Raw genomic sequence first — 23755 nt, 5'->3', positions numbered from 1 at the left:
GCGGGGCTTGTTTTCATGATCGAACGGATCGTCAGTTTTGTGATGAGCGGCGGCGTCGGCTCGCGGCTGTGGCCGTTGTCGCGCGAGGACAATCCCAAGCAGTTCCATGATTTCTCGGGCGACGGCTCAATGCTGGCCAAGACGCTGCGCCGGCTAACCGCGCGGCCGGAAGGCGAAACGCCGGTTTTCCTGATTGCCTCGGAAAGGCATGCCGACCGCGTTCATGCCGACATTGCCGGTCACGAGCTTTCCGGCGGCGGCCCGCTGTTCGAGCCGACCGGACGCAATACTGCCGCGGCCGTCGCTTTGGCAAGCCTGCGCACGCTGTCGGAATTCGGCGATAGCCTGGTGCTGGTGGTGCCGTCCGATCATGAGATCGCGACGCCACAGCAATTCTGGCGGAGCATCGAGGCCGGCACGGCGGCCGCGCGCCAAGGCAGGCTGGTGGTGTTCGGCATCAAGCCGGCCCAACCCGAGACCGGTTACGGCTACATCGAGGTGGCCGGCGAGCGCGATGGCATCTGCGATGTCTCGCGTTTCGTCGAAAAACCCGATCTCGCCACGGCGCAGTGCTATCTCAAGGCTGGCAATTTCTACTGGAACACCGGCATCTTCCTGTTTCGCGCAAGTGCCATGCGCGACGCGTTCATGGCCTTCCAGCCCGACATCTGGAGCGCCACAGAGGCTGCCTACCAGGCTGCGACATCGGATCTTTCCGGCCTCTACATGCCTCTGGATCTCTATGCCGCCATCCCATCGACATCGATCGACTATGCGATCATGGAGCGCGCCAGCGGCATCGCCATGGTGCCGGCCGGCTTTCGCTGGAACGATCTCGGCTCCTGGCAATCGCTGCTCGACGTCGGCCCCTCCGACACGCAGGGCAATGTCATCGTCGGCGATGTCGTCGCCATCGATTGCGAGAACTCCTATATCCGCAGCGACGGCCGCCTGCTGTCGGCCATAGGCCTGAAGGACGTCGCCATCGTGTCGACCGCCGACGCCACTTTCGTCGCCCCGGTCAGCCACAGCCAGAACGTCAAGAAGATCGTCGAGCAGCTCGAAAAAAGCGGCCGCCTTGAGACCAGGTTCACGCCCGCCGACGACCGCGTCATCGAAAGCGGCGCCTGGCAGCGCCGCGTGCACCATTGGCTGTTCGAGGAGACGGTGCCGTTGTGGTCGACGGTCGGCGTCGATGAGCGCCACGGCGGGTTCCACGAGGCGCTCGGCTTCGATGCCGCCCCTCTGATGAAACCCAAGCGCATGCGCACGCAGGCCAGGCAGATCTACGCCTTCGCCGTCGCCAAGGCGCGCGGCTGGAACGGCCCGGCCGATCGGCTGATCAGCCACGGCCTCGAATTCATGGCCAGGCACGGACGTACCGACAATGGCGGCTGGGTACGCACGCTCAACGTCGACGGCACCGTCGCCGACGCCGCCGAGGATGCCTATGACCATTCCTGCGTGCTCCTGGCGCTGGCACATGCCCATATGTGCGGCAATCCCGATGCGTTGCGACTTGGCCAGGAGACCTTTGCGTTCATCGACGCGCATCTCGAGGACGAACGCCTGACCGGCTTCCGCGAGACCTCGAGCGGCGAGGGCGAGCGCCGCTCCAACCCGCACATGCATCTGCTCGAGGCATTCCTGGCCTGGCATCAGGCGACCGGCGAGCGCGCCCATCTTCGTCGCGCCGCGCGCATCGTCGATCTGTTTCGCAGCCATTTCTTCGACCCGGAAAGCTGGACGCTGGGTGAGTATTTCGACCATGAATGGCGGCCGACCCCTGGTGAGAAGGGCACGTGGACCGAACCCGGCCATCATTTCGAATGGGCCTCGCTGCTGGTCGACTTCGCCGGCCGCAGCGGCCAGAGCGGCTTGACCGGCCTTGCGCGGAAGCTCTACGCGTCGGCGATCGCCAATGGCCTGAACCGCGCCACGGGCCTCGCCTACGGCGCCGTCTCGCGGCAAGGCCTGCCGCTCGACCGCGTCTCGCGCAGCTGGCCGCAGGCCGAAGCGATCAAGGCGGCGATCGCGCTGGACGGTTCGGGCGGTCCCGACCTGAAGCCGGAGATCGAAGCACGGGTCGGCCGGCTGTTCCGCTGGCACATCAATCCGGCGCCGCTCGGCCTGTGGATCGACCGCATCGACGAGCGTGGCCGCTCCTTGGCGAGCGAGGTGCCGGCCAGCATCTTCTATCATCTCGTCTGCGCGCTGACGCAGTATCTGGACGGCACGGCGCCCAAGGATCAGTACGGGCTGGCGACATCCCCGGTCTCGACATAGACCGACTTCAGCTGCGAATAGAGCGCCAGTGCCGCGAGCGAATTCTCGCGGCCGATGCCGGATTGCTTGAAGCCGCCGAAGGGGATTTCGACCGGCGTCAGATTGTAGGCGTTGATCCAGCAGGTGCCGGCCTGCAGTTCGGCGATGACACGATGGGCGCGCGCCAGGTCTCGCGTGAACACGCCTGCGGCGAGGCCGAATTCGGTGTCGTTGGCGCGCTCGATCACCTCGTCCTCGCTGTCAAACTTCAGCACGCTCATAACCGGCCCGAAAATCTCCTCGCGGGCGATGCGCATCGTGTCGGTGACACCGGTGAACACCGTCGGCTCGACGAAGAAGCCATCCTGGAAACCCTGCAGCGAAGGCACATTGCCGCCGCAGGCGAGCACCGCGCCATCCTGCTTGCCGGCCTCTATGTATGAGACGACCTTGTCGTGTTGCGCCTTCGAGACCAGCGGCCCCATCTGCGTGTCCGGATCGAGCGGATCGCCGATGCGGATTTTCTTCGTCCGTTCGGTCAGCCTCTCGACGAAACGGTCATGGATGCCGCTCTGCACGAAGACCCGCGTGCCGTTGGAGCAGATCTGGCCGGTCGAATAGAAATTGCCGAGCATCGCGCCGCCGATGGCATTTTCGAGGTCGGCGTCTTCGAAGACGATCAGCGGCGACTTGCCGCCGAGCTCCATCGTCGCGTGCTTCATCTTTGAGCCGGCGAGCGACAGCACTTTGCGGCCGGTTGGCACCGAGCCGGTCACCGAGACCTTGGCGACGACATTGTGGCCGACAAGGCCGGCGCCGACATCGCCAAAACCCTGCACCACGTTGAACAGCCCGTCGGGCAGCCCGGCCTCGGTATAGATTTCGGCGAGCGCCAGCGCTGATAGCGGCGTGTTTTCCGATGGTTTGAAAACCATCGCATTGCCCATGGCGAGGGCGGGTGCGGATTTCCAGCCGGCGATCTGGATCGGATAGTTCCAGGCGCCGATGCCGACGCAAACGCCGAGCGCCTCGCGCCTGGTATAGGCAAAGGGTCCGCCGAGATCCACGGCCTCGCCATTAAAGGCGGCGACCGCGCCGCCGAAATATTCCAGGCAGTCGGCCGCCGACGGGGCGTCCGCAACCAGCGTCTCCTGGATAGGCTTACCGGTATCCAGCGTCTCGATGCGCGCCAGATCGGCATTGCGCGCGCGCAAAATGTCGGCGGCGCGGCGCAGGATGCGGCCGCGTTCGACCGCCTTCAGCCGCGCCCAGGCCGGTTGTGCTGCACGCGCCGCCTCGATCGCGAGCTCCAGCACGTTCGGCGTCGCCGAGCGCAGCATGGCGATGGTCTCGCCGGTTGCCGGATAGATAACCGGCAGCGCTGAGCCGCGCTCGTCGTCGATATAGCGGCCGTTGACATAATGCGATGCCGTTGGCTGGGCGCGCATGACTGTTCTCCAAATCGTCTTGTCGCGGCATGCGGAATATGCGTCCGCCGGATCATGGCCTATCTGTCCGACACCTGCCAGCGCGGATTGATCCATGGTTCCTGGTTGGAAGGTGGCAGCGGCGTACGCCCGAGAATGTGGTCGGCGGCCTTCTCGCCGGTCATGATCGACGGAGCGTTGAGATTGCCATTGGTGACGCGCGGGAAGATCGAGGAATCGGCGACCCGAAGCCCTTCGACGCCAATGACGCGGCATTCTGGATCGACGACGCTCATCGCATCGTCGGCACGGCCCATCTTGCAGGTGCCGCACGGGTGATAGGCGCTTTCGACGTGGTCGCGGATGAAGGCGTCGAGCTCCTCATCCGATTGCACATGTGAACCTGGCGACAGTTCCTTGCCGCGGTACGAATCGAAGGCCGCCTGCCCGAAGATCTCGCGGGTCAGCCGGATGCAGTGGCGGAACTCCGTCCAGTCGTCCGGATGCGACATGTAGTTGAAGCGGATCACCGGCTTCGATTTGGGATCGGGCGAGCGCAGCGTGACCGAACCGCGCGACTTCGACCGCATCGGCCCGACATGCGCCTGGAAGCCGTGCGCCTTGGCCGCCGCCTTGCCGTCATAGCGGACCGCGGCCGGGATGAAATGATACTGGATATCGGGATAGTCGACGCCGGCGCGCGAGCGTACGAAGGCGGCCGCCTCGAAATGATTGGTGGCGCCGAGGCCGGACTTGAAGAACAGCCATTGTGCCCCGATCAGCGCCTTCGAGAACGGGTTCAAGACGGAGTTCAGCGTGATCGGCTTTGTCGATTCCTGCTGGATGTAAAGTTCCATATGGTCCTGCAGATTGCGGCCGACTCCGGGCCGGTCGGCGATCACCGGGATGCCGTTCTCCCTAAGGTGCTGGCCGGGGCCGATGCCGGACAGCATCAGGATCTTGGGCGAGTTGATCGAGGACGCGGCAACGATCACCTCGCGCCGCGCTCTGACCATCTGAATCCGTTTGCGCACTTCGATCTCGACGCCGGTGGCGCGTTGATTCTCGATAATTACCCGCCGGGCGAAACCCTTGACCAGGCTGACATTTTTCCGCCTCAGCGCCGGCCTCAGATAGGCGCTCGCGGCCGACCAGCGACGGCCGCCGCGGATGGTCTGCTCCATCGGCCCAAAGCCTTCCTGCTTCGCGCCGTTATAGTCGTCGGTCAGCTCGAAACCGGCCTGACGGCCTGCCTCGACGAAGGCGCCGTAGAGTGGGTTCGTCCTCGAGCCGCGCTGCACAGTCAGCGGGCCGCCGTGGCCGCGCCAGCCATTCTCGCCGCCATTGCTGTCCTCCATGCGCTTGAAGTACGGGAGCACATCGGCAAAGCCCCAGCCGGTCGCGCCCTGTTCGGCCCAATGGTCGAAGTCGCGGGCATGGCCGCGCACATAGACCATGCCGTTAATCGAGGATGAGCCTCCGATGACTTTGCCGCGCGGCGTCGCCAGCACGCGGCCGCCGAGATGCGGCTCCGGCTCGCTGGCGAAGCCCCAGTCGTAAAGGCTCATATTGAGCGGGATCGACAGCGCCGACGGCATCTGGATCAGCGGCCCGATATCGCTGCCGCCATATTCGATGACGATCACCGAATGCTTGCCGTCCTCCGACAGCCGGTAGGCCATGGCCGAGCCGGCCGAGCCGGAGCCGATGATGACGAAATCCGCTTCAAGCATGGTTCATGCGCGCCCGTGGTTCATATGCGCAATGAAATCGGCCAGCGAGACGTTGCCGCCGGTTGCCATCACCAGAACGGTCTTGCCGGTTATGTCGACCTTGCCGCCGAGCACCGCCGCCAGCGAGGCAGCGCCGGATGGCTCGAGCACCAGCTTCAGCCGCTCGAAGGCGAGGCGCATGGCGCGCCGCACCGAAGCATCGTCGACGGTGACGCCGCGAACGCCGGCGGCCTTCACCGCTGCGAACGGCGCGTCGCCGGGCCGCCGCGACATCAGCCCGTCGCAGATCGATTTCGGTCCGATCGGCATGGTTTCGATGGCGCCATGCGCGAGCGACGAGCCCATGCCGTCAAAACCTTCCGGCTCGACGCCGATGATCTCCGTGGCGGGCGACAGATAGTGGAAGGCCAGCGAAACGCCACCGATCAGCCCGCCACCGCCGACCGAACAGAACAAGCCATCGGCCTCCACTTGCCTGGCGGCGAGCTGGTCGAGTGCCTCCAGTCCGGCGCCGGCCTGGCCGGCGACGATCTCCGGATCGTCGAACGGGTGCAGCAGCGCCAAGCCATCGCTCGCGGCGATCTCACGCGCTCTGGCGGCGGCGACTTCCTCACGCGCGCGTTCGCCATGGTCAGTCAGCACCACGCGCGCGCCATACCCTGACGTGGCATCGCGTTTGGCGGCCGGCGCGTCGATCGGCATGACGATGGTGACGGGAATGCCAAGGGCTTGGCCAGCCGCCGCTAGCCCCTGCGCAAAATTGCCGGAGGAGTAGGCGACGACGCCCTTTTTGGTTTCGTCAGGCGAGAGCTTCTTCAGCCGCCAGTAGGCGCCGCGCACCTTGAACGATCCTGCCCATTGCAGCGATTCGGCCTTGACGAAGACGCGGGCGGCGCCGGTCTCGCGGGCAAGTGCCGCCGATTCCAGGAGCGGCGTGACCTGCGTCGCCTTGGAGGTGACGGCATAGGCCTGCCTGAGATGGTCGAGCGAGGGGACGAGACTATCTGCCATCATTCGCCTCGCGGAAAGCGCTTCTGCTCTTCGAGCAGGTCGAGGTTCATGTGGTTGCGCATGTAGCGCTCCGATGCCTTCTGCAGCGGCTGGAATTCCCAGGGATAATGGGTGCCGTTGCGCAGCGCCGGGTAGACCACCCAGCGGCGTGCCTGGCTGGCACGCACCGCTGCATCGAACGCCGCCATGTCCCAGCGCGCCCGCACCTTGTCGGAGAAAGCGGTCACCAAAGCCGCATTGGCCGGATCGGCGGCGAGGTTGGTCGATTCCAGCGGATCCGATTCAAGATCAAACAGTTGCGGCGGATCGATCTCGCAATGGATGAATTTGTAACGGCCCTCGCGCAGCGCCACCATCGGCGCGTTCGAGCCTTCGGCGGCATATTCCATCCGCACCGGCGCGGAGCGCTTCTTTCCATTCAGCAGCGGCAGCAGCGACTGGCCGTCGGTCCACGGCGCAATCGCGCTGATGTCGATGCCGGCGAGGTCGCAAAGCGTCGGCGTCACGTCGAGGTTGGAGACCGGCGTGTCGATCAGCCCGGCGGCGATGCCTTTGCCGGCGATCATCAGCGGCACCCGCGCCGAACCTTCGAAGAAGCACATCTTGAACCACAGGCCGCGCTCGCCGAGCATGTCGCCGTGATCCGAGCAGAACAGGATGATCGTGTCGTCGAGCATGCGCGTGCGCTCGAGCACCGACAGCAGCTCGCCGAGCTTGTCGTCGAGATATGAGATGTTGGCGAAATAGCCGCGCCGTGCGCGGCGTATCTGCTCAGCGGTGATGTCGAACCTGTCATAGTCGCTGGCGCGGTAGAGCCGCTGCGAATGCGGGTCCTGCCTGTCGTAAGGAATGAAGCCGACCTCAGGCTCGAGCGCCGGGCAATCCTCGTAGAGGTCCCAGTATTGCCGCCGTGCGACGTAAGGATCGTGCGGATGGGTGAAAGAAACCGTCAAGCACCAGGGCCGATGTGCGGCATCGTCGGAGACGCGGGCAAAATCATAAAGCTTCTGCACGGCATGGAAGGCGACCTCGTCGTCATATTCCAGCTGGTTGGTGATCTCAGCAGTACCGGCGCCGCTGACGGAGCCGAGATTGTGATACCACCAGTCGATGCGCTCGCCGGGTTTGCGATAGTCGGGCGTCCAGCCGAAATCGGCCGGATAGATGTCGGTGGTCAGCCGCTCCTCGAAACCGTGCAATTGGTCCGGCCCGACGAAATGCATCTTGCCGGAGAGGCAGGTGTGATAACCGGCGGCGCGCAGATGATGGGCAAAGGTCGGGATCGAAGACGCGAATTCGGCGGCGTTGTCATAGACCCCGGTGCGTGACGGCAACTGGCCGCTCATGAATGCGGCGCGGCCCGGCGCGCAGAGCGGCGAGGCCGTGTAATTGTTGCAAAAACGCGCCGAACGCGCGGCGAGCGCCTTCAGATGCGGCGCGTGCAGGAAGTCCGCCGGCCCATCCGGAAACAGCGTTCCGTTGAGCTGATCGACCATGACGATCAGGATGTTGGGTCGCTTGGATGTCACTGCTTCTGCCGTCCGCTGAGCTTCGTTTCGAGATAGTCCTCGACCAGTGCGATCGCGGTCGCGGCATCGGGAACACCGTCTTTCAGCGCGCGCCTGATATAGAGCCCGTCGATCAGCGCCGCCGTCGCTTCGGCGACCCGGTCGGCCTCGCTTCTCGGCAGGATCCCGGCCAGCCCGCTGAGCAGATTGGAATGCAGCCGCCGCGCATAGACCTTGAGCAGCCGTCGAAGCGCTGCCGATTTCTGCGCCTCGACATAGAAGGCGAGCCAGGCGGCGATCGTTTCGGGCTGGAACTGGATGTCGGAGAAATTGACCGCGACCACCGCCGAGACGCGCTGGCGCGCCGTGCCGGCCGCGCGAAGTGCACGGCGCGTATCGGCGGTGAGCTCGCTCAGGATGTGCCGCATCGTCGCCAACAGCAATTCGTCCTTGACGCCGAAATAATGGTGGGCAAGCGCCGAGGACACGCCGGCGCGCCCGGCGATTTCCGACATCGTCACATCAAGCGAACCGCGCTCGCCGATCGCCGAGATCGTTGCATCGATTAGCGCCCTGCGGCGCAACGGCTCCATTCCGAGTTTCGGCATTCTTGCTCCGGCCTGTTGGGGCAAGATTATTTTTTATTGACGCATCAATCAACAAAAATCCCGCCTGATTTGCTGGCAAAAGCCAGGCACTATGACCAGATGATCAAGATCAAGCGATTGTGCGGTTCTGGCCCCTTCACGAAGCCGGCGGAACGGTTCATGCTTGAACAATGCTGAGGCGCGCTGCAAGTATCGCGTAGCCCGGGTCCACAGGATGGAGATCGCCATGACAGCATGCATCGTCGGTTGGGCGCATTCGCGCTTCGGCAAGCTCGAAGGCGAGACGCTGGAGGGCCTGATCACCAAGGTGGCAGTCGAGGCGCTCGATCATGCCGGCATCGGTCCGGATGACGTCGACGAGATCGTGCTCGGCCACTTCAACGCCGGGTTTTCCGCCCAGGATTTCACCGCGAGCCTGGTCCTCCAGGCAGACGACCGGCTGCGCTTCAAGCCTGCGACCCGCGTCGAGAACGCCTGCGCCACCGGCTCGGCGGCGGTCAGGCAAGGCATCCGCGCCATCGACGCCAATGCCGCCCGTATCGTGCTGGTGGTCGGCGCCGAGCAGATGACGACGACGCCCGGTCCCGAGATCGGCAAGAACCTGCTCAAGGCCTCGTATCTGCCGGAGGACGGCAACACGCCGGCAGGTTTCGCCGGCGTCTTCGGCAAGATCGCCCAAGCCTATTTCCAGCGCTACGGCGACCAGTCGGATGCGCTGGCGATGATCGCCGCCAAAAACCACAAGAACGGCGTCGACAATCCCTACGCGCAGATGCGCAAGGATTTCGGCTACGAGTTCTGCCGGCAGGAAAGCGAAAAAAACCCCTTCGTCGCCGGTCCGCTGAAGCGCACAGACTGCTCGCTGGTGTCGGACGGTGCCGCCGCGCTTGTCCTTGCCGACACGGCCACGGCGCTGAAGATGCGCCGCGCCGTCGCCTTCCGCGCCAACGAGCATGTGCAGGATTTCCTGCCGATGTCGAAGCGCGACATTCTCGCCTTCGAAGGCTGCGAGCAGGCCTGGAACCAGGCGCTGAAGCAGGCGGGCGTGACGCTCGGCGACCTGTCCTTCGTCGAGACGCATGACTGTTTCACCATCGCCGAACTGATCGAGTATGAGGCGATGGGCCTGGCAAAGCCGGGCGAGGGCGCCAAGCTGGCCCTGGATGGCGAGACGGCGAAAAATGGAAGGCTGCCGGTCAATCCGTCCGGTGGACTGAAGGCCAAGGGCCACCCGATCGGTGCCACCGGCGTATCGATGCATGTGCTGAGCGCCATGCAGCTTGTCGGCGAGGCGGGCGGCATCCAGGTGCCGGGAGCAAAACTCGGCGGCATCTTCAACATGGGCGGTGCCGCGGTCGCCAACTACGTTTCCATTCTCGACCGGATCAGATAAACCCGCCCGCATTCGCGGGAGGTGACATGGCAAATCCGGTTCTGGTCGAAGTCTTGCGCGGCGCAATCGTCGAGAGTGCTCATCGCGGCGCTGTTGCCGTCTTCGACGCCGACGGCAAGCCTGTCTGGGAGATCGGCGACACGGCACAACCGGTGTTCCCGCGTTCGGCGGTCAAGGCGATCCAGGCGCTGCCGCTGGTCGAGAGCGGCGCTGCCGATGCCTACGGCTTCGGTGATCGGGAGCTGGCGCTGGCCTGCGCCTCGCATTCCGGCGAGCCGCCACATGTCGAGCTGGCGCGCGCCATGCTGGCGAAGGCCGGCTTGGACGAGACGGCACTCGAATGCGGCGCGCATTGGCCTTCGAGCCATGGAGCGACCCTGGCACTTGCCCGCGCCGGCAGCGTGCCGAACGCGCTGCACAACAATTGTTCCGGCAAGCACTCGGGCTTTCTCTGCACCTGCGTTCACAGCGGCATCGCCCATCGTGGTTACGTCAAGGCTGGCCACGCCTCGCAGGAGATGGTGCGCGAAGCGATGCAGGCGGTGACCGGTGCTGCCCATGACGCCGATCACCGCGGCACCGACGGCTGCTCGATTCCGACCTATGCCGTGCCCCTGCGCAGCTTTGCCCTTGGCTTTGCCCGCATGGCGACAGGTGCCGGGTTCGAGCCGATGCGCGCCCGGGCGGCGAAGCGGCTGCTTTCCGCCTGCATGGCCGAGCCGTTTTTCGTCGCCGGCACGGGCAGGTCCGATGTCGCGATGATGGAGGCCGCGCCGGGCCGGATTTTCGTCAAGGGAGGCGCCGAAGGTGTTTTTTGTGCAACCCTTCCGGAGCTTGGCCTTGGCATCGCGCTGAAGTGCGACGATGGCGCCGGCCGCGCCGCTGAAGTGATGGTCGCGGCCGTGCTGGCTAAGCTGCTGCACGCCGACCAAGCGCTCGCTGCGAAACTGACCGAACAGGCAAATCCGCCTATCGAGAGCCGGATCGGTGCCAAAGTCGGTGCGCTCCGGCCGACGGCCACCCTCAACTGACGTGGTTGCGCTCGACGGTCAAATGCGCGTAGCCGGCATTGCCTGATGCGGCGAGGTCACCGGTCACTCGCTCGGCCCAGCGTTGGCCGACGATCGCGCCGTTCTGGACTCCGTCGATGACATTGTCGGAGATGATTGCCGTTCCGGCACCTTCAACCACGCTGACGGCGATGCCGGTTCCGGCCTTGCGGACGATGTTTCCCGTGGCGACCACATTGCGCATGAACGGTCCCCAGCCGATCTGCATGCCGTAGAGCGGCGCATTCTCGATGACGTTGCCGGAAACGGTGGTGTCGGCCTCGACGCTGATGCCGACGCCGAAGCCGGGCGCGTCGGCAGGGTAGGGGCCGCTGGTCGACAGATTGCGGACGATGTTGCCGGAGCACACGCCCATGCGGCCGCCCTCATTGAAATTGACGATCGAAATACCGTTCGCGGCGCCATCGACGATGTTGTTGCCGATGACGGCGCCTTCGAACGAGAATTCGGAATACACGGCCGTCTCGCCCGAACGCGAGCAGGTGTTGCCGGTGATCTGCAAATTGCTGGAACTGTTGGCGCGGATCGCCGAGAACGCGCAGTCCGAGACAATATTGCCGGAGATGATGACGTTGCCGGCGCGGAACGCATTGATGCCGTTGCCGTTCTGGCCGGTTCCGCCGCTGCGCGCCTGGATGCGCTCGATCCGGTTGCCGCTGACGATGGTGCCGTCTTCAGCCGCCTGCCAGCGGTGCACGAGAATGCCGCCATTGGCGCAGTCGGAGACGCTATTGCCTGATATTTCCAGGCCATCGGCCTCGACCGAATAGATGCCGGCATCGGCCGCACCGGAAATCTCCAAGCGCTCGATGCGGCCCGAGGCGTGCTCGAGCGCCAGACCGTTCTTGCCGCTGCCGGTAAGCTGGCAATTGTCGACGACCAGATGGGCGATGCGGCGCAGATCGAGCAGGCCTTGCGTGTAATCGCCCATCCGGCGTTTGCGGCCATCGAACACCAGCCCACTGAGTTCGATGTGCTCGGCCCGTTCGGCCATGATGAGATGGCCATTGCCGCCATAGACGATCCGCGATGCGCCCGGCACGCCGGACAGGCGCACGCGGCCGGGCAGCGACATGTTGGAAACGATATAGATCCCCGGCGGCAGGAACACCGGCATGTCGCGGTCGTGCGCGTCGCGCAGCAGCTTGGTGAAAGCCTTGCTCTGATCGTCAAGCGCACCGGGCCGGACGCCGAGCTCGGTCGCGTTGATCGCGCCACGCATCGCGGCTTTCTCGATGCTTGGCAGGTTTTTCGCCGCTGCCTTGCCGAGCGAAAGCCCCATGACGGCAAAGCCGGCGGTCTGCGCAAGCAGCGTTCGTCTGTTCAACATCGGCACAGATTCCTTGCGTTCAACGGTCGCGCCGCAGGATTCGTGCCAGACTAGCCCGGTCGAACTCGTGGTGAAAATCTGACGCTTGGCCCCTATTCGATCCTCGTTGGCTCGGCGATCACCGCATTTACCCCGTTGAAGGCAAGTTGCAGGAATGTCTGGTCGATCTCCGCCGGAGACAGCTTCGTATCCCTCTCAAGCCACCAGTGCATCACTTCAAAGAACGCGCCAACGATGAAGCGTGTGGCGATCTCAAGTCTGACTCCGCCTTGATCACCTTGGATATTCGGCAATTCATGGCGAACCTGCCTGCTTATCCAGCCGCGGATCTCTTCTGGCATTTCGCGCTTTTTCCCGCCCATCAGCGCACGGTGCATCTCCCGCATGGCATGAGCATGCTCGAACACCGGACCGCTGAAGGAAAAGCCCTTGGCGTTTCGCTGCGAATGGCGTTCGGCACCGTGTGCCTGCAGGGTCTTCAGATGGTCGTCGATCGTTGCTTTCCTCAAGCGGTCCTTGTCGGGATAGTGTGTGTAGAAAGTCGAGCGGCCGACATCGGCTTCCCTGCAGATATCCTCGACCGTGATCGCCGTATATCCCTTCTCGGCGGTCAATCTGAAAAGCGCCTGCTGCAGTCGGCTGCGGGTCCTGGCGACCCGACGGTCGATCGGTCCGGCTGGCATGGGCAACATCCTTTTCCGGCCAAAGGACACCAAATCGTCCAGTATTGGGCGCGTCGGTGCGATGTGGCCAGTAAAACTGATACTGGACACACTGTCCAGTATCCTATGCTCTTGCGGAAGGCCCGGCGCGATGCCCGGCTGGCCGGAGATAAAGCAATGCACCAACGTCTTTTCGGAACAATAGTCGGAGGGCATGCGTTAGTCGCGCTCGTCAAAGTGGCCGTGGTGCTCGCGGCATTTTTCTCGTTGGGACAGGCAAATGCGGTCTTTTCCTTGGGAGTTCCCGTCCTCCTGCTTCATGCTGGTGCACTCGTCGTAGTCGCGAGCTTATTGATATGGCAAAGCGCTCACGGGCGGCTGTCCGCCAAGGACCGCAGACCGGCCGCCGGCGAGGAGAAGGCGCTGCATGTCGGCATCACGCTTCATTCCGCCGCCCTGTACGATATGCTGGCGTGGCTTCTGACCTTCGGTCGCGAACGTGCTTTTCGCGAAAGGATATTAAGCTTTGCGGAGCTGAAACCGGGAGAAGTGGTCCTGGATGTCGGGTGCGGCACCGGCACCACCGCGCTCCTTGCCAGACAAAAAGTGGCGCCGGAGGGGCGCGTGCACGGCGTCGACGCCTCCGCCGAAATGGTTGCGCGCGCGACGGCAAAGGCCCGGCGAGCCGGGCTACAAGTCGGGTTCTCGACCGCCACCGCTCAGGAACTGCCTTTCAAGGATGGGGAATTTGATGTCGTCCTCAGCACGCTGATGTTCCACCATCTTCCAAAGAAGGGCCGCGAGGATTTCGGCAGAGAAGCCTTCCGCGTCCTGAAGGCGGGCGGTCGCGTGCTTATCGTCGATTTTGCAAAACCGCCGCGCCAGAAGAGCACCTTTCGGCTCCACCGGCATGGTTACGTCGATTTGGACAAAGTTGCAGCGGATCTCGGCCGGCACGGCTTCAATATCGTTGAGCAAGGCGACGTCGGAACCAAGGGGCTCCGCTACCTAGTTGCGCAACCGGACCTTAGCCTTGCGGCCCGCGAAGCGCGATAGTGCGCCAAGTTGAGGCATTCGCATGCTCAGCTTTATACCCCAAGCAGCTGTCTAATCTCGGGTACTGAACCCAGATCTTCACCATTAGCCTCTTCATCAGCAATGGCTTGTGGAGTCGCCATTCCAAGCCTAAGTTCGTCGGATGAGCAGGGCCTTCACCCGCGAGGAAGACAGCGAAAACGCCATTGCCGGCATCGGCGAGCGGCCGATCAGCCATCACCGCAATCTGGTCACGGAACGCGGCATGGCGCTGATCGATGCCGAGGTGGCCGCTCTGCGCGACGAACTGGGCAGAGCCGAGAAGAGGGCCGACCGCGAGCGCATCGCGCTGGTGTCGCGTGATCTCCGCTACTGGACGGCGCGGCGCGAAAGCGCCGAGCTTTCGGTGCCGGAACCGGGCAGCGACATGGTTCGCTTCGGCATGGGCGTCACGCTGGAAAGCCACGACGGCAAGAAGGTGCACTGGAAGATCGTCGGCGAGGATGAGGCAAATCCCGCCAAGGGGACAATTTCCCATATGTCGCCGATGGCGATGGCGCTGTTCGGCAAGAAGGTCGGCGAAGTTGCCGTGGTCAATGGCAAGGAATGGGAGATCGTCAAGCTCTCCGACAGTTAGTCTTCGAGCTTGACGACATGATCGCGGAAGAACGCTGCGGCGCCGGCCTCGTCGATTTCGCCGGCGGCGACGCCCATGACGAATTCGTAAAGCATGCCGTCATTGGCCGACAGGGCATAACCATTCACAATCAGAAATGCGCCGGCCGCGACAATGGCGGTGCGTTTGTTGCCGTCGACAAAGGCATGATTTCTGGCAATGCCGAAGACATAGGCGGCTGCGAGTTCCTCAACCGACCGGTCTCCGTAGTTGGCCTTGTTTTCGGCGCGAGCGCCCGCCGATTCGAGGGCATTTTCATCCCTCAAGCCTTGTGCTCCGCCGTGTCGGCGCAACTGCTCCGCGTGCATGGCTTCGACTGCACGCCTCGTCAGAAGTTCCCAGCTCATTCGGCGAGCTTCTGAAGCGCGACCTTGTATTTATCCATCACCTCGCGGGCGGCTTTCATTTGCCGCTCGAAGCTGTCGTCCACCGGCCTCAGCGCAAAACCGTCACCTGTTTCAACGATTTGAAGCTGGTCGCCGGCCTTCAGGTTCAGACGATCGAGAAGTTCCCTCGGCAGGATCACGCCTTCGGAATTGCCGATCTTGCGAATGGTCGTGTTCATGGTGAGGCATCCTGTTGCAACGCTGATTATAACGCAGTGTGTTTCTTGTTACAACAGACATTATAACAAGGCGTCAGCCGGCCTGCAGCAGCCGGTCCATCAGCCGCTCCGCCGCTTCCGGGATGACCGTGCCGGGCGGGAAGATTTCAGTGGCGCCTGCCTGCCGGACTGCGTCGTAATCCTGCGGCGGGATAACGCCGCCGGCGACTATCAGCATGTCGTCGCGGCCCAACTTCTTCAGTGCAAGCTTGAGTTCGGGAATGAGCGTCAAATGGCCCGCAGCCAGCGACGAGGCGCCGACGATGTGCACGTCATGCTCGACTGCCAGTCTGGCGATCTCGTCCGGCGTCTGGAACATCGGCCCGACGGTGACGTCGAAGCCTAGGTCGGCAAAGGCGGTGGCGATCACTTTCTGGCCGCGATCATGGCCGTCTTGCCCCATCTTGGCGACCAGAATGCGCGGCTTGCCGCCGGACCTCTCCTCGAACGCGACGATCTTGTCCTGCAGCCGGTCGACCACCGGATTGTCGCCGAGCGCGTTGCGATAGACGCCGGAGATCGTCTGCACCGAGGCGACATGGCGGCCGAAAACCTTTTCCAGCGCCAGCGAAATCTCGCCGACCGTGGCGTTGGCGCGTGCGGCCCGGATGGCGAATTCCAGCAGGTTTCCGTTACTCCCGGCAGCACGGGTCAGCGCATCGAGCGCGCTCTCGACGGCGGCGACGTCGCGCGTACCTTTCAGCCGCTGCAGCTTCGACAATTGCCGTGCCCTGACCTCGGCATTGTCGATCTTCAGCACGTCGACTTCGATGTCCGTGCCGGGACGGTGGGCATTGACACCGACCACGATCTGTTCGCCGGAATCGATGCGCGCCTGGGTGCGCGCGGCAGCCTCTTCGATGCGCAGCTTCGGTAGGCCCTTTTCGATCGCCGCGGCCATGCCGCCGAGGCTCTCGACCTCCTCGATATGCGCAAGCGCACGCGCCGCCAGATCATGTGTCAGCCGTTCGACATAGGCGGAGCCGCCCCACGGGTCGATAATGCGCGTCGTGCCGGATTCCTTCTGCAGGATGAGCTGTGTGTTGCGGGCGATGCGGGCCGAATGGTCGGTCGGCAGCGCCATTGCCTCGTCGAAGGAATTGGTGTGCAGCGACTGCGTATGGCCTTGAGTGGCGGCCATCGCCTCGATCATGGTGCGGATGATGTTGTTGTAGGGATCCTGCGCCGTCAGCGACCAGCCCGAAGTCTGGCAATGGGTGCGCAGCGACAGCGAGCGCTCGTCCTTCGGCGAAAAGTTCTTCAGCATTAGGCTGGCCCACAATACGCGCGCTGCTCTCAGCTTGGCGACTTCCATGAAGAAATTCATGCCGATCGCCCAGAAGAAGGAAAGGCGCGGCGCGAAACGGTCGATGTCGAGGCCGGCCGCGACGCCGGCGCGGGCATATTCGATACCGTCTGCAATCGTGTAGGCGAGCTCGAGATCCGCCGTCGCTCCCGCCTCCTGCATGTGATAGCCGGAGATCGAGATCGAATTGAACTTCGGCATGTGCTTCGACGTGTAGGAAAAAATGTCCGACACGATCCGCATCGAAGGTTTTGGCGGATAGATGTAGGTGTTGCGCACCATGAACTCTTTCAGGATGTCGTTCTGAATGGTCCCGGTGAGGTCCTTCTGCGCAACGCCCTGTTCCTCCGCCGCGACGATATAGAGCGCCATGATCGGCAGCACCGCGCCGTTCATCGTCATCGATACCGTCATCTCGTTAAGCGGGATGCCGTCGAACAGCTGGCGCATGTCGAGAATGGAATCGATGGCGACGCCGGCCATGCCGACATCGCCGGCGACGCGCGGATGGTCGCTGTCGTAGCCGCGGTGCGTGGCGAGATCGAAGGCGACCGACAGGCCTTTCTGGCCGGCGGCAAGGTTGCGCCGGTAGAAGGCGTTGGACTCTTCGGCCGTCGAGAAGCCGGCATATTGCCGGATCGTCCAGGGTTGCTGGACATACATCGTCGGATAGGGGCCGCGCACGAAAGGCGGCAGGCCTGGATAGGTATCGAGGTGCGGCAAGCCCTTGAGATCGCCCTGGTTGTAGAGATGCTTGACGGCGATTCCTTCCGGCGTCATCCGCTGGCCTTTGATCTCGACCGGCGCCCGCCGTGGCGGCGACCAGGCGATCTGGCTGAAATCCGGGATCATGGCACGGCTCCGATCGACTGATCGATGCGGATCGGAAATAGCGGCTCGCACACCGCAACGCCTTCGGTGAAGGCAGGCCGCCGCTCCGCCGCCAGCGTCTCGACCGGACGCTCGGTCTTCGACGGGTGCAGCGTCGTGCCGACGATCGCCCGTTCGCCCGCCTGGTAGGCTGTGTTGCGGCGGGCGGAAGCTGCCTGGACGCGCCTCTGGATGTGGCCTTGCTCAAGGCTGGTCAGCACGCCGCCTTCCGCCTCGATCTGCTGGAACTCCTGCCAGGCCGCCGCGCAGAGCTCCGCAGTCAGCGCTTCGACGGCCCCCGAACCGCAAACCGGATCGGCGACGTGGTCGATATTGCTTTCATTGGCCATGATCAGTTGCGCGTTGCGGGCAACGCGGCGGGCAAAACCCGCGGGCAGGCCGTGCGCGATCGTGTGCGGCAGGATGGCGATCGAATCCGCGCCGCCGGCGGCAGCGGCAAAAGCGGCAATGGTGGTGCGCAGGATGTTGGTTTCCGGATCGGCCGCCGTCATCATCCGGAAGGATGTTTCGGCATGGATGCTGGCGGTGGAGGGCGGTATCGAGCAGGCCTCCTGGACACGCGCCCACAGCCTGCGCAACGCCCTGACCTTGGCCGTCGAAACGAACTGGTCCTGGTCGACGCTGAGCGCAAAACCGATATGCGGCGCCGCGTAGACGAGCGGCTGGCGCGCCTTCTCGAACAGCCTCAAATAGGAGACGGCCGAGGCGAGCATGGTGCCAAGCTCCTGCGCCTCGGTGGCGCCGGCATTGTGGAATACCCGCCCGTCGGCCTCCAGCAGCACGCCGGGCACACCCATCGAAAAGAAATGCGCCAGCGATTGCGGCATCGAAGCCTGCAAAGCCTCGATCGACATGCGCAGCCTGCCGGTCCCGGCAAAGATCGCCGCCGGATCGATGCCGAAGGAGAGGTTGAGCTTTGCCGGGTCGGAGCGGCGCTTGGTCAAAAACGCCACCAGCCAGTCGGCCACGGCACGGCTCCAGGGATGGGCGTCGATGCGGATCTGGATGCGGTTGAGCGGCACGCCGTCGAGCACGCCCTCCAGCGCCTCCGCCGTCCTCGGCAAGCCATAGCCGAAGGCGTTCGGCGCACCCTCGAAGACAAGCGACAGTCCGGTGGCACCCTGCGCGACGTCTTCCAGCGCCTGCGCACTGGCGCGGCCTATGTCCGGATCGTCGATGCGCTGGCTGACGATCCACGGTGATCCCGGGTTGGCGCGCACGACAGGCTCGGCGGTTACCGAACGCTCGTAGAGCGGCTCGATGCGGATGGCGTCGTCCGTATGCGAGACGAGCTTTTCCTCGAAGGACCCGCCGGCCAGCGCCTTCTCCGCCAGCGCCAGCCATCGTTGCCGGTCGACGTTCGGAAGTTCGGCATCCTGGGTCAAGGCACCGGCGCCCATCGGTTCTCCTCGTTCTAGCGGCCGCAGCGGCCGACTATGTCAGTCTACGGTCCCCGGCCCGATATCACAATGCAGCACACATGCGGTGCAACTCGCCTTCCGTGACGGTGACCGTCAACCGATTGCCAAACATGGGCAGGTTCCGCAAGCTCCAAAAGCCATTTTCGACGGTGCCCATTGTCGCTGCGCAATGGCCTCACTATACCTGCGGCGGGGCTCCCTTTTCTTCAAGGGATCAGGGCATTCAACCCTATAGGTTTGCGGAGAGACCGGACACATGGCCGACGATACCAGTATCTTCATAGGGGCCAGCCGCAAGCCGGACGACAGTTATCAGCGGCCCGAACAGCTTTTGCTGCAATATGGCAATCGTCATGGCCTGGTCACCGGCGCGACCGGCACCGGCAAGACGGTGACCCTGCAGATATTGGCCGAGGGTTTCTCAAATGCCGGCGTGCCGGTATTCTGCGCCGACATCAAGGGCGACCTGTCGGGTATCGCTATGATGGGCACAGCGCAGGATTTCCTGGTCAAGCGGGCCGAGCAGGTCAAGCTCGATCCCTATGAATTCCAGGAATTCCCGGTCATCTTCTGGGATCTGTTCGGCGAGCAGGGCCACCCGATCCGCGCCACCATCTCGGAGATGGGGCCGCTGCTTCTGTCGCGGTTGATGAACCTTTCCGAGGCGCAGGAAGGCATCATGAACATCGCCTTCCGCATCGCCGACGAGGAAGGCCTTCTGCTGCTCGATTTGAAGGACCTGCAGTCACTGCTGGCCAATATCGCCGACCGCGCCGAAGAGATCGGCGCCCGCTACGGCAATGTGACGAAGCCTTCGGTCGGCGCGATCCAGCGCACGCTGCTGGTCCTGGAGCAGCAGGGCGCTGCCAATTTCTTCGGCGAGCCGGCATTGCGGATATCCGACATCATGCGCACCACGCGCGATGGACGCGGCGCCATCAGCGTGCTCGCCGCCGACAAGCTGATGATGAATCCGCGGCTTTATGCGACGTTCCTTCTGTGGCTGATGTCGGAACTGTTCGAGGAACTGCCGGAAGTCGGCGACCCGGACAGGCCGAAGCTGGTCTTCTTCTTCGACGAGGCGCACCTTCTGTTCGACGACGCCCCGAAGGTGTTGGTCGACCGCGTCGAGCAGGTGGTCCGGCTGATCCGCTCGAAGGGCGTCGGCGTTTATTTCGTCACGCAAAATCCGCTGGATATCCCCGAAACGGTGCTGGCCCAGCTCGGCAACCGCGTGCAGCACGCACTCCGTGCCTACACGCCGCGCGAACAGAAGGCCGTCAGGACGGCGGCCGAGACGTTCAGGCCTAATCCCGACTTCGACTGCGCAACCGTGATCACGCAGCTCGGCACCGGCGAGGCGCTTGTCTCGACGCTGGAAGCCAAGGGCGTGCCGTCCATGGTGCGGCGAACGCTGATCCGCCCGCCGTCATCGCGCCTTGGCCCGATCACGCCCGACGAGCGCCGCAAGCTGATCACCGAGAGCCCGGTTGCGGGACAATACGATCAGACCATCGACCGCGAATCGGCCTTCGAGATGCTGCAGAAGAAGGCCAAGGACGCCCAGGAGGCACAGGCGCAGCAACAGGAAAGCGGCCGTTCGCGCTGGACCATTCCCGGCTTCGGCAATGACGATCCCCAGCCGACCGGCGGCCGCCGCGCGCCGCGCCCCTCCAACCGTCAGACCGTTGCGGAGGCGGCGATCAAATCCATCGTGCGCTCGGTCGGCTCGTCGGTCGGACGGGCGATCGTCCGCGGGATTTTGGGGAGCTTGTCCAGGGGCAGGTGAGGGGCATCGCACCGAAGGGCGGGCATCTGTGTTGGCAAATTCTGTCTTGCACATCAAGTGCCGGTGGCCAGATCTGAAGGACAGCGGACGGCGGCTATGCGCCCATAGCTGCCGTCGGACCGTCTGCAAAAGTGTAAACGCGTATCGGCGGTAGCTAGTTCAGCGTCGCCAACAGGCGCGCGGCAGCCTTCAAATCTTCCGTACTCGCGCCTTCTACGAAATGCTCCGCAACCGATTGCAAGAGCTCGCGAGCGCCGTCGATCTCGCCTCGCCCAGCCATCAACGTTGCCATATCAATTGCGGTTCGCAGCTCCCATGCCCGCGCGCCTTGACTCCGGCTCAACTCCAGTGCCTGCATTAGGGATGCGCCGACCTCGTCGCGATTGCGTTCCGACAGTTGTTGGAGAAGAAGGCCTCCCTTCATCCGCAGCAACTCCGGAAGGTACAATTGGTCACCGTTCTTTTCGACTTGACCAACTGAATCACCGATCAGCGCGACTGCTTCGTCGACCCGACCGATCGCGGATAGTCCTCTAACCAGCGAGAGGTTGAGCTCGGTCGTGAGCAATTCGTAAGGTGCTGCGTGGAGGTTTTGGAGAGAACTCTGGAGGCCCCCGACCCCACCTGTCGCATCCCCGTGCCGGATTGCGACTTCGCTTTTGAATCCCCGACCGACCAGCAGATAAGGGGCCATGGAATGGGACTCGGCGCGGGAAATCAGCATGTCGATGTGTGCCTCCGCGCTCTCCAGTTCCCCGGCCCACAGGAACACCGATATTCCCCAGATCAGGGCGATCGCCAGAGTCAGCGAGTGGTCCATGGCGGCGGCCTCTTCGACGGCCTGTCGAGCACGTTCCATGGCTTGGTCCGGATGGCCTTGCAGCCAAAGGTTCCTCGCCAGGATAGCCTTGGCCAGGATTTTGCCCTCGAAACCGAGATAGACCGTTGTGGTTCGCTGAGAGCGTGGCCCACGATCCAGCGCTGCCTCAAGCTCCGCGCGGGCTTCGGCCAGGTCACCACGAAGGTGAAGCGATATCCCCAGAATGGTATGCGCCAACGCAATCGCGACCGGATCCTCCAGGGTCGCGGCTATGGCTGAACAGCGTTTTGCAAACTGGAGGGCGGTCACGAAGTTGCCTGTCCGCAGGTGGAACATGTTGAGCGGACCCAGCAGGCGCACTTGATCCAACGTATCACCGCGTTCTTCGGCGATCGCCAGGCTTTTCTCCAGGGCGACGCGCGCCGCATCACGCCCTCCCCGCATGAACATCAGGGACACACCCAAGGCTGCCTGGAGATGCATCTCGTCAAGTCCGCCAAGAGCGGCATCGTCGAGAGCGAATATCGCGCGTTCTGACCAGCGATGACACTCCGGCAACAAGGACATCGCCAGGAAAACAGGCGCGGCAGCAGTGGCAAGTCCGATGCCGATATCGGCGTTTCCGCCCTCGCCGAAGCACCATTCCAGAGCGGCCCGCACATTGTTGATGGCGGCGAAGTGAGGAGCCCGCTCCTCGCCGGTCGCCAGACCTGGCCACTCGATACCTGTTTGCTCAAGCCATCTTCGATAGTAGGCGGCGTGGCGCACCGCCAGATCGGCGGCCTCGGCGTCATCTATGCTGATATCGAGGACGTAGGCGCGCGTGGTATCCAGGAGCCGATAGCGCATCATCGCTCCGAGCGGGCGCGTCGCTATGATCGACTTGGCAACAAGACTATCCATGGCATTAAGAACCGTCGATCTGTCGAGGGCAGCGCTTGTGACGACTTCCAAGACCGCATCGAGCGTGAAATGGCCAAGGAATACAGCGAGCCTGCGAAGCACTGCGCGCTCCAGGTCGGTAAGTAGCCCAAAGCTCCAATCCAGCGTGGCCTGCAGGGTCTTTTGACGCGGTGGCGCGGTCCGCGATCCCAGCCACAGCAAAGTCAGACGTTGATCGAGAAGCGCGGCGGTTTGTTGCAATCCATAAGACTCGACCCGCCGGGCCGCCAACTCGATTGCAAGCGCCACACCGTCAAGCTTTCGACAGATGCTTGCGACGATCAGGGCCTCCGCATCGCTGACATCCAAGCGCGCGCCACTTGCCACCGCGCGCTCCACGAACAGTTGAATGGCCGGGAACGTCTGGACAACCGCCGCCGTAAGCCTTGGGTCGTCTGGCGGACAGGCAAGGGCATCCAATCGGTAGATATGCTCGCCTTCGACCCGAAGCGCTTCGCGACTTGTTGCCAGAATGTGGACCTGCGACGCCGCGTCGATGATGCTTGCGGCCAGAGGCGCCACCGCATCGACGAGATGCTCGCAGGTGTCGAGGATCAAAAGCATCCGCTTGTTGCGCAGGTAGGCGATCAGACTGGGCGTCGCGTCACTCGATTGAACCGACAGCCCAAGCATGGAGGCGACGGCTGTCGTCACCAGGTCGGGATCGCCGAGCATTCCCAGGTCGACGAACAGCACAGCGCCCGCGAAGCCGTCAATGAGGTGATGTCCGACCGCGATCGCGACGGTGGTTTTGCCGACGCCGCCCGCGCCAACGATTGTGACGAAGCGCGACGCATTCAGTCGAGCCGACAGCTGAAGAACGTCGTCGTCCCGGCCAACCATTCGGCCCAAGCGGCTCGGAAGATTCGCGTGCGGAAAACTGGCGGCAGCTGCAGGCTCTTCATCGCGCGGACCGCCGATCTGCGAGACGGGCGCGATGAAGCAATAACCCCGCCCTGGTAGTGTCGCGATGTATCGTGCGCCGTCCTTTCCGTCACCCAGCGCCTTGCGGAGCCTGGTCATGTGAAACCGCAGGCTGCCTTCCTCGACTACGACATCGGGCCAAACCCGCGACATCAGATCCTTTTTGCCGACGATTTCATTCGGCGTGGAGATCAGGGCAATGAGAATGTCCAGTGCACGCGAGCCCAGCGCCAAGGGAGCGCCGTCTTTTGTGACGAGCCTTTCGCGCGCAACCAGATGGAAAGGACCGAACGACAGTCCGTCCTTGGCCTGACCTGCCACTATCGTCATGGCGCTTCTC

The 23755-nt window shown here is 63.6% G+C and carries 18 protein-coding genes; 6 read left to right on the top strand and 12 right to left on the bottom strand.

The window, feature by feature from the left end; all coding sequences use genetic code 11:
* The first annotated feature begins 15 nt into the window (after positions 1 to 15).
* Positions 16 to 2286, top strand: a complete 2271-nt coding sequence (locus NKH49_RS17790; RefSeq protein ID WP_352927026.1) for an AGE family epimerase/isomerase — start codon at positions 16 to 18, stop codon at positions 2284 to 2286.
* On the opposite strand, the gene betB is transcribed toward NKH49_RS17790, so the two are convergent.
* From betB to betI, 5 genes are read right to left on the bottom strand one after another with little or no spacing between them, the layout of a single operon-like run.
* Positions 2250 to 3713, bottom strand: a complete 1464-nt coding sequence (gene betB, locus NKH49_RS17785; RefSeq protein ID WP_352540730.1) for a betaine-aldehyde dehydrogenase — start codon at positions 3711 to 3713, stop codon at positions 2250 to 2252. The genes NKH49_RS17790 and betB overlap by 37 nt on opposite strands.
* Positions 3714 to 3772: 59 nt before the next feature.
* Positions 3773 to 5425: a choline dehydrogenase gene (gene betA / locus NKH49_RS17780; RefSeq protein ID WP_352470968.1), complete on the bottom strand. Its 1653-nt coding sequence runs from the start codon at positions 5423 to 5425 to the stop codon at positions 3773 to 3775.
* A 3-nt stretch (positions 5426 to 5428) separates the two neighbouring features.
* Positions 5429 to 6436: a threonine/serine dehydratase family protein gene (locus tag NKH49_RS17775; protein ID WP_502901210.1), complete on the bottom strand. Its 1008-nt coding sequence runs from the start codon at positions 6434 to 6436 to the stop codon at positions 5429 to 5431.
* Complete coding sequence (gene betC, locus NKH49_RS17770; RefSeq protein WP_352927021.1) at positions 6436 to 7965, bottom strand: choline-sulfatase; 1530 nt, start codon at positions 7963 to 7965, stop codon at positions 6436 to 6438. The genes NKH49_RS17775 and betC overlap by 1 nt, the downstream gene beginning before the upstream one ends.
* Positions 7962 to 8552: a transcriptional regulator BetI gene (gene betI / locus NKH49_RS17765; protein ID WP_352454288.1), complete on the bottom strand. Its 591-nt coding sequence runs from the start codon at positions 8550 to 8552 to the stop codon at positions 7962 to 7964. Before betI ends, betC begins: the two co-directional genes overlap by 4 nt.
* A gap of 226 nt (positions 8553 to 8778) precedes the next feature.
* Between betI and NKH49_RS17760 the strand changes: the two genes are divergently transcribed.
* Both NKH49_RS17760 and NKH49_RS17755 read left to right on the top strand, forming a co-directional pair.
* Entirely contained in the window at positions 8779 to 9945 is a 1167-nt protein-coding gene (locus tag NKH49_RS17760) for an acetyl-CoA acetyltransferase (RefSeq protein ID WP_352540731.1), read from the top strand.
* Positions 9946 to 9971: 26 nt separating this feature from the next.
* Complete coding sequence (locus NKH49_RS17755) at positions 9972 to 10976, top strand: asparaginase (protein ID WP_352470972.1); 1005 nt, start codon at positions 9972 to 9974, stop codon at positions 10974 to 10976.
* Here the strand turns inward: NKH49_RS17755 and NKH49_RS17750 are convergent.
* Both NKH49_RS17750 and NKH49_RS17745 read right to left on the bottom strand, forming a co-directional pair.
* Entirely contained in the window at positions 10969 to 12345 is a 1377-nt protein-coding gene (locus tag NKH49_RS17750; protein WP_352927018.1) for a TIGR03808 family TAT-translocated repetitive protein, read from the bottom strand. The genes NKH49_RS17755 and NKH49_RS17750 overlap by 8 nt on opposite strands.
* Positions 12346 to 12437: 92 nt before the next feature.
* A complete protein-coding gene (locus tag NKH49_RS17745) occupies positions 12438 to 12959 on the bottom strand; it encodes a TetR/AcrR family transcriptional regulator (protein ID WP_352927015.1) in 522 nt (173 codons plus the stop codon).
* Positions 12960 to 13184: 225 nt separating this feature from the next.
* Here NKH49_RS17745 and NKH49_RS17740 point away from each other — a divergent pair, with 225 nt between their 5' ends.
* Together NKH49_RS17740 and NKH49_RS17735 are read left to right on the top strand one after the other, a co-directional pair.
* The gene (locus NKH49_RS17740) at positions 13185 to 14063 is read left to right on the top strand and encodes a class I SAM-dependent methyltransferase (RefSeq protein ID WP_352927012.1); all 879 of its coding nucleotides are present in this window, start codon (positions 13185 to 13187) and stop codon (positions 14061 to 14063) included.
* A 142-nt stretch (positions 14064 to 14205) separates the two neighbouring features.
* Entirely contained in the window at positions 14206 to 14679 is a 474-nt protein-coding gene (locus NKH49_RS17735) for a GreA/GreB family elongation factor (RefSeq protein ID WP_352490814.1), read from the top strand.
* Here NKH49_RS17735 and NKH49_RS17730 read toward each other — a convergent pair.
* From NKH49_RS17730 to NKH49_RS17715, 4 genes are all read right to left on the bottom strand, one after another.
* Entirely contained in the window at positions 14676 to 15065 is a 390-nt protein-coding gene (locus NKH49_RS17730) for a type II toxin-antitoxin system death-on-curing family toxin (protein ID WP_352683826.1), read from the bottom strand. The genes NKH49_RS17735 and NKH49_RS17730 overlap by 4 nt on opposite strands.
* Positions 15062 to 15283 carry an AbrB/MazE/SpoVT family DNA-binding domain-containing protein gene (locus tag NKH49_RS17725; RefSeq protein WP_352470978.1) on the bottom strand — a complete coding sequence of 74 codons (222 nt, stop codon included), beginning with the start codon at positions 15281 to 15283 and terminating at the stop codon, positions 15062 to 15064. Before NKH49_RS17725 ends, NKH49_RS17730 begins: the two co-directional genes overlap by 4 nt.
* 73 nt (positions 15284 to 15356) lie before the next feature.
* Positions 15357 to 17480: a methylmalonyl-CoA mutase gene (scpA, locus tag NKH49_RS17720; RefSeq protein WP_352540734.1), complete on the bottom strand. Its 2124-nt coding sequence runs from the start codon at positions 17478 to 17480 to the stop codon at positions 15357 to 15359.
* The gene (locus NKH49_RS17715; RefSeq protein WP_352614924.1) at positions 17477 to 18919 is read right to left on the bottom strand and encodes a methylmalonyl-CoA mutase subunit beta; all 1443 of its coding nucleotides are present in this window, start codon (positions 18917 to 18919) and stop codon (positions 17477 to 17479) included. Before NKH49_RS17715 ends, scpA begins: the two co-directional genes overlap by 4 nt.
* 277 nt (positions 18920 to 19196) lie before the next feature.
* Between NKH49_RS17715 and NKH49_RS17710 the strand changes: the two genes are divergently transcribed.
* Complete coding sequence (locus NKH49_RS17710; protein ID WP_352470981.1) at positions 19197 to 20729, top strand: helicase HerA-like C-terminal domain-containing protein; 1533 nt, start codon at positions 19197 to 19199, stop codon at positions 20727 to 20729.
* Between the two features lie 154 nt (positions 20730 to 20883).
* On the opposite strand, the gene NKH49_RS17705 is transcribed toward NKH49_RS17710, so the two are convergent.
* A complete protein-coding gene (locus tag NKH49_RS17705) occupies positions 20884 to 23745 on the bottom strand; it encodes an ATP-binding protein (RefSeq protein ID WP_352470982.1) in 2862 nt (953 codons plus the stop codon).
* Between the last annotated feature and the right edge of the window lie 10 nt (positions 23746 to 23755).

The organism is Mesorhizobium sp. M1088 (assembly GCF_040318575.1).
Taxonomy (GTDB): Bacteria; Pseudomonadota; Alphaproteobacteria; order Rhizobiales; family Rhizobiaceae; genus Mesorhizobium.
Note: the sequence above shows the minus strand (reverse complement) of the source record. Positions and strands in the feature narration are given on the sequence as shown.

Excerpts from the sequence above, each read along its gene's own strand:
- NKH49_RS17790 (WP_352927026.1), top strand. The coding sequence starts at position 16 with ATGATCGAACGGATCGTCAGTTTTGTGATGAGCGGCGGCGTCGGCTCG.
- betB (WP_352540730.1), bottom strand. The coding sequence starts at position 3,713 with ATGCGCGCCCAGCCAACGGCATCGCATTATGTCAACGGCCGCTATATC.
- betA (WP_352470968.1), bottom strand. The coding sequence starts at position 5,425 with ATGCTTGAAGCGGATTTCGTCATCATCGGCTCCGGCTCGGCCGGCTCG.
- NKH49_RS17775 (WP_502901210.1), bottom strand. The coding sequence starts at position 6,436 with ATGGCAGATAGTCTCGTCCCCTCGCTCGACCATCTCAGGCAGGCCTAT.
- betI (WP_352454288.1), bottom strand. The coding sequence starts at position 8,552 with ATGCCGAAACTCGGAATGGAGCCGTTGCGCCGCAGGGCGCTAATCGAT.
- NKH49_RS17760 (WP_352540731.1), top strand. The coding sequence starts at position 8,779 with ATGACAGCATGCATCGTCGGTTGGGCGCATTCGCGCTTCGGCAAGCTC.
- NKH49_RS17755 (WP_352470972.1), top strand. The coding sequence starts at position 9,972 with ATGGCAAATCCGGTTCTGGTCGAAGTCTTGCGCGGCGCAATCGTCGAG.
- NKH49_RS17750 (WP_352927018.1), bottom strand. The coding sequence starts at position 12,345 with ATGTTGAACAGACGAACGCTGCTTGCGCAGACCGCCGGCTTTGCCGTC.
- NKH49_RS17740 (WP_352927012.1), top strand. The coding sequence starts at position 13,185 with ATGCACCAACGTCTTTTCGGAACAATAGTCGGAGGGCATGCGTTAGTC.
- NKH49_RS17735 (WP_352490814.1), top strand. The coding sequence starts at position 14,206 with ATGAGCAGGGCCTTCACCCGCGAGGAAGACAGCGAAAACGCCATTGCC.
- NKH49_RS17730 (WP_352683826.1), bottom strand. The coding sequence starts at position 15,065 with ATGAGCTGGGAACTTCTGACGAGGCGTGCAGTCGAAGCCATGCACGCG.
- NKH49_RS17725 (WP_352470978.1), bottom strand. The coding sequence starts at position 15,283 with ATGAACACGACCATTCGCAAGATCGGCAATTCCGAAGGCGTGATCCTG.
- scpA (WP_352540734.1), bottom strand. The coding sequence starts at position 17,480 with ATGATCCCGGATTTCAGCCAGATCGCCTGGTCGCCGCCACGGCGGGCG.
- NKH49_RS17715 (WP_352614924.1), bottom strand. The coding sequence starts at position 18,919 with ATGGGCGCCGGTGCCTTGACCCAGGATGCCGAACTTCCGAACGTCGAC.
- NKH49_RS17710 (WP_352470981.1), top strand. The coding sequence starts at position 19,197 with ATGGCCGACGATACCAGTATCTTCATAGGGGCCAGCCGCAAGCCGGAC.
- NKH49_RS17705 (WP_352470982.1), bottom strand. The coding sequence starts at position 23,745 with ATGACGATAGTGGCAGGTCAGGCCAAGGACGGACTGTCGTTCGGTCCT.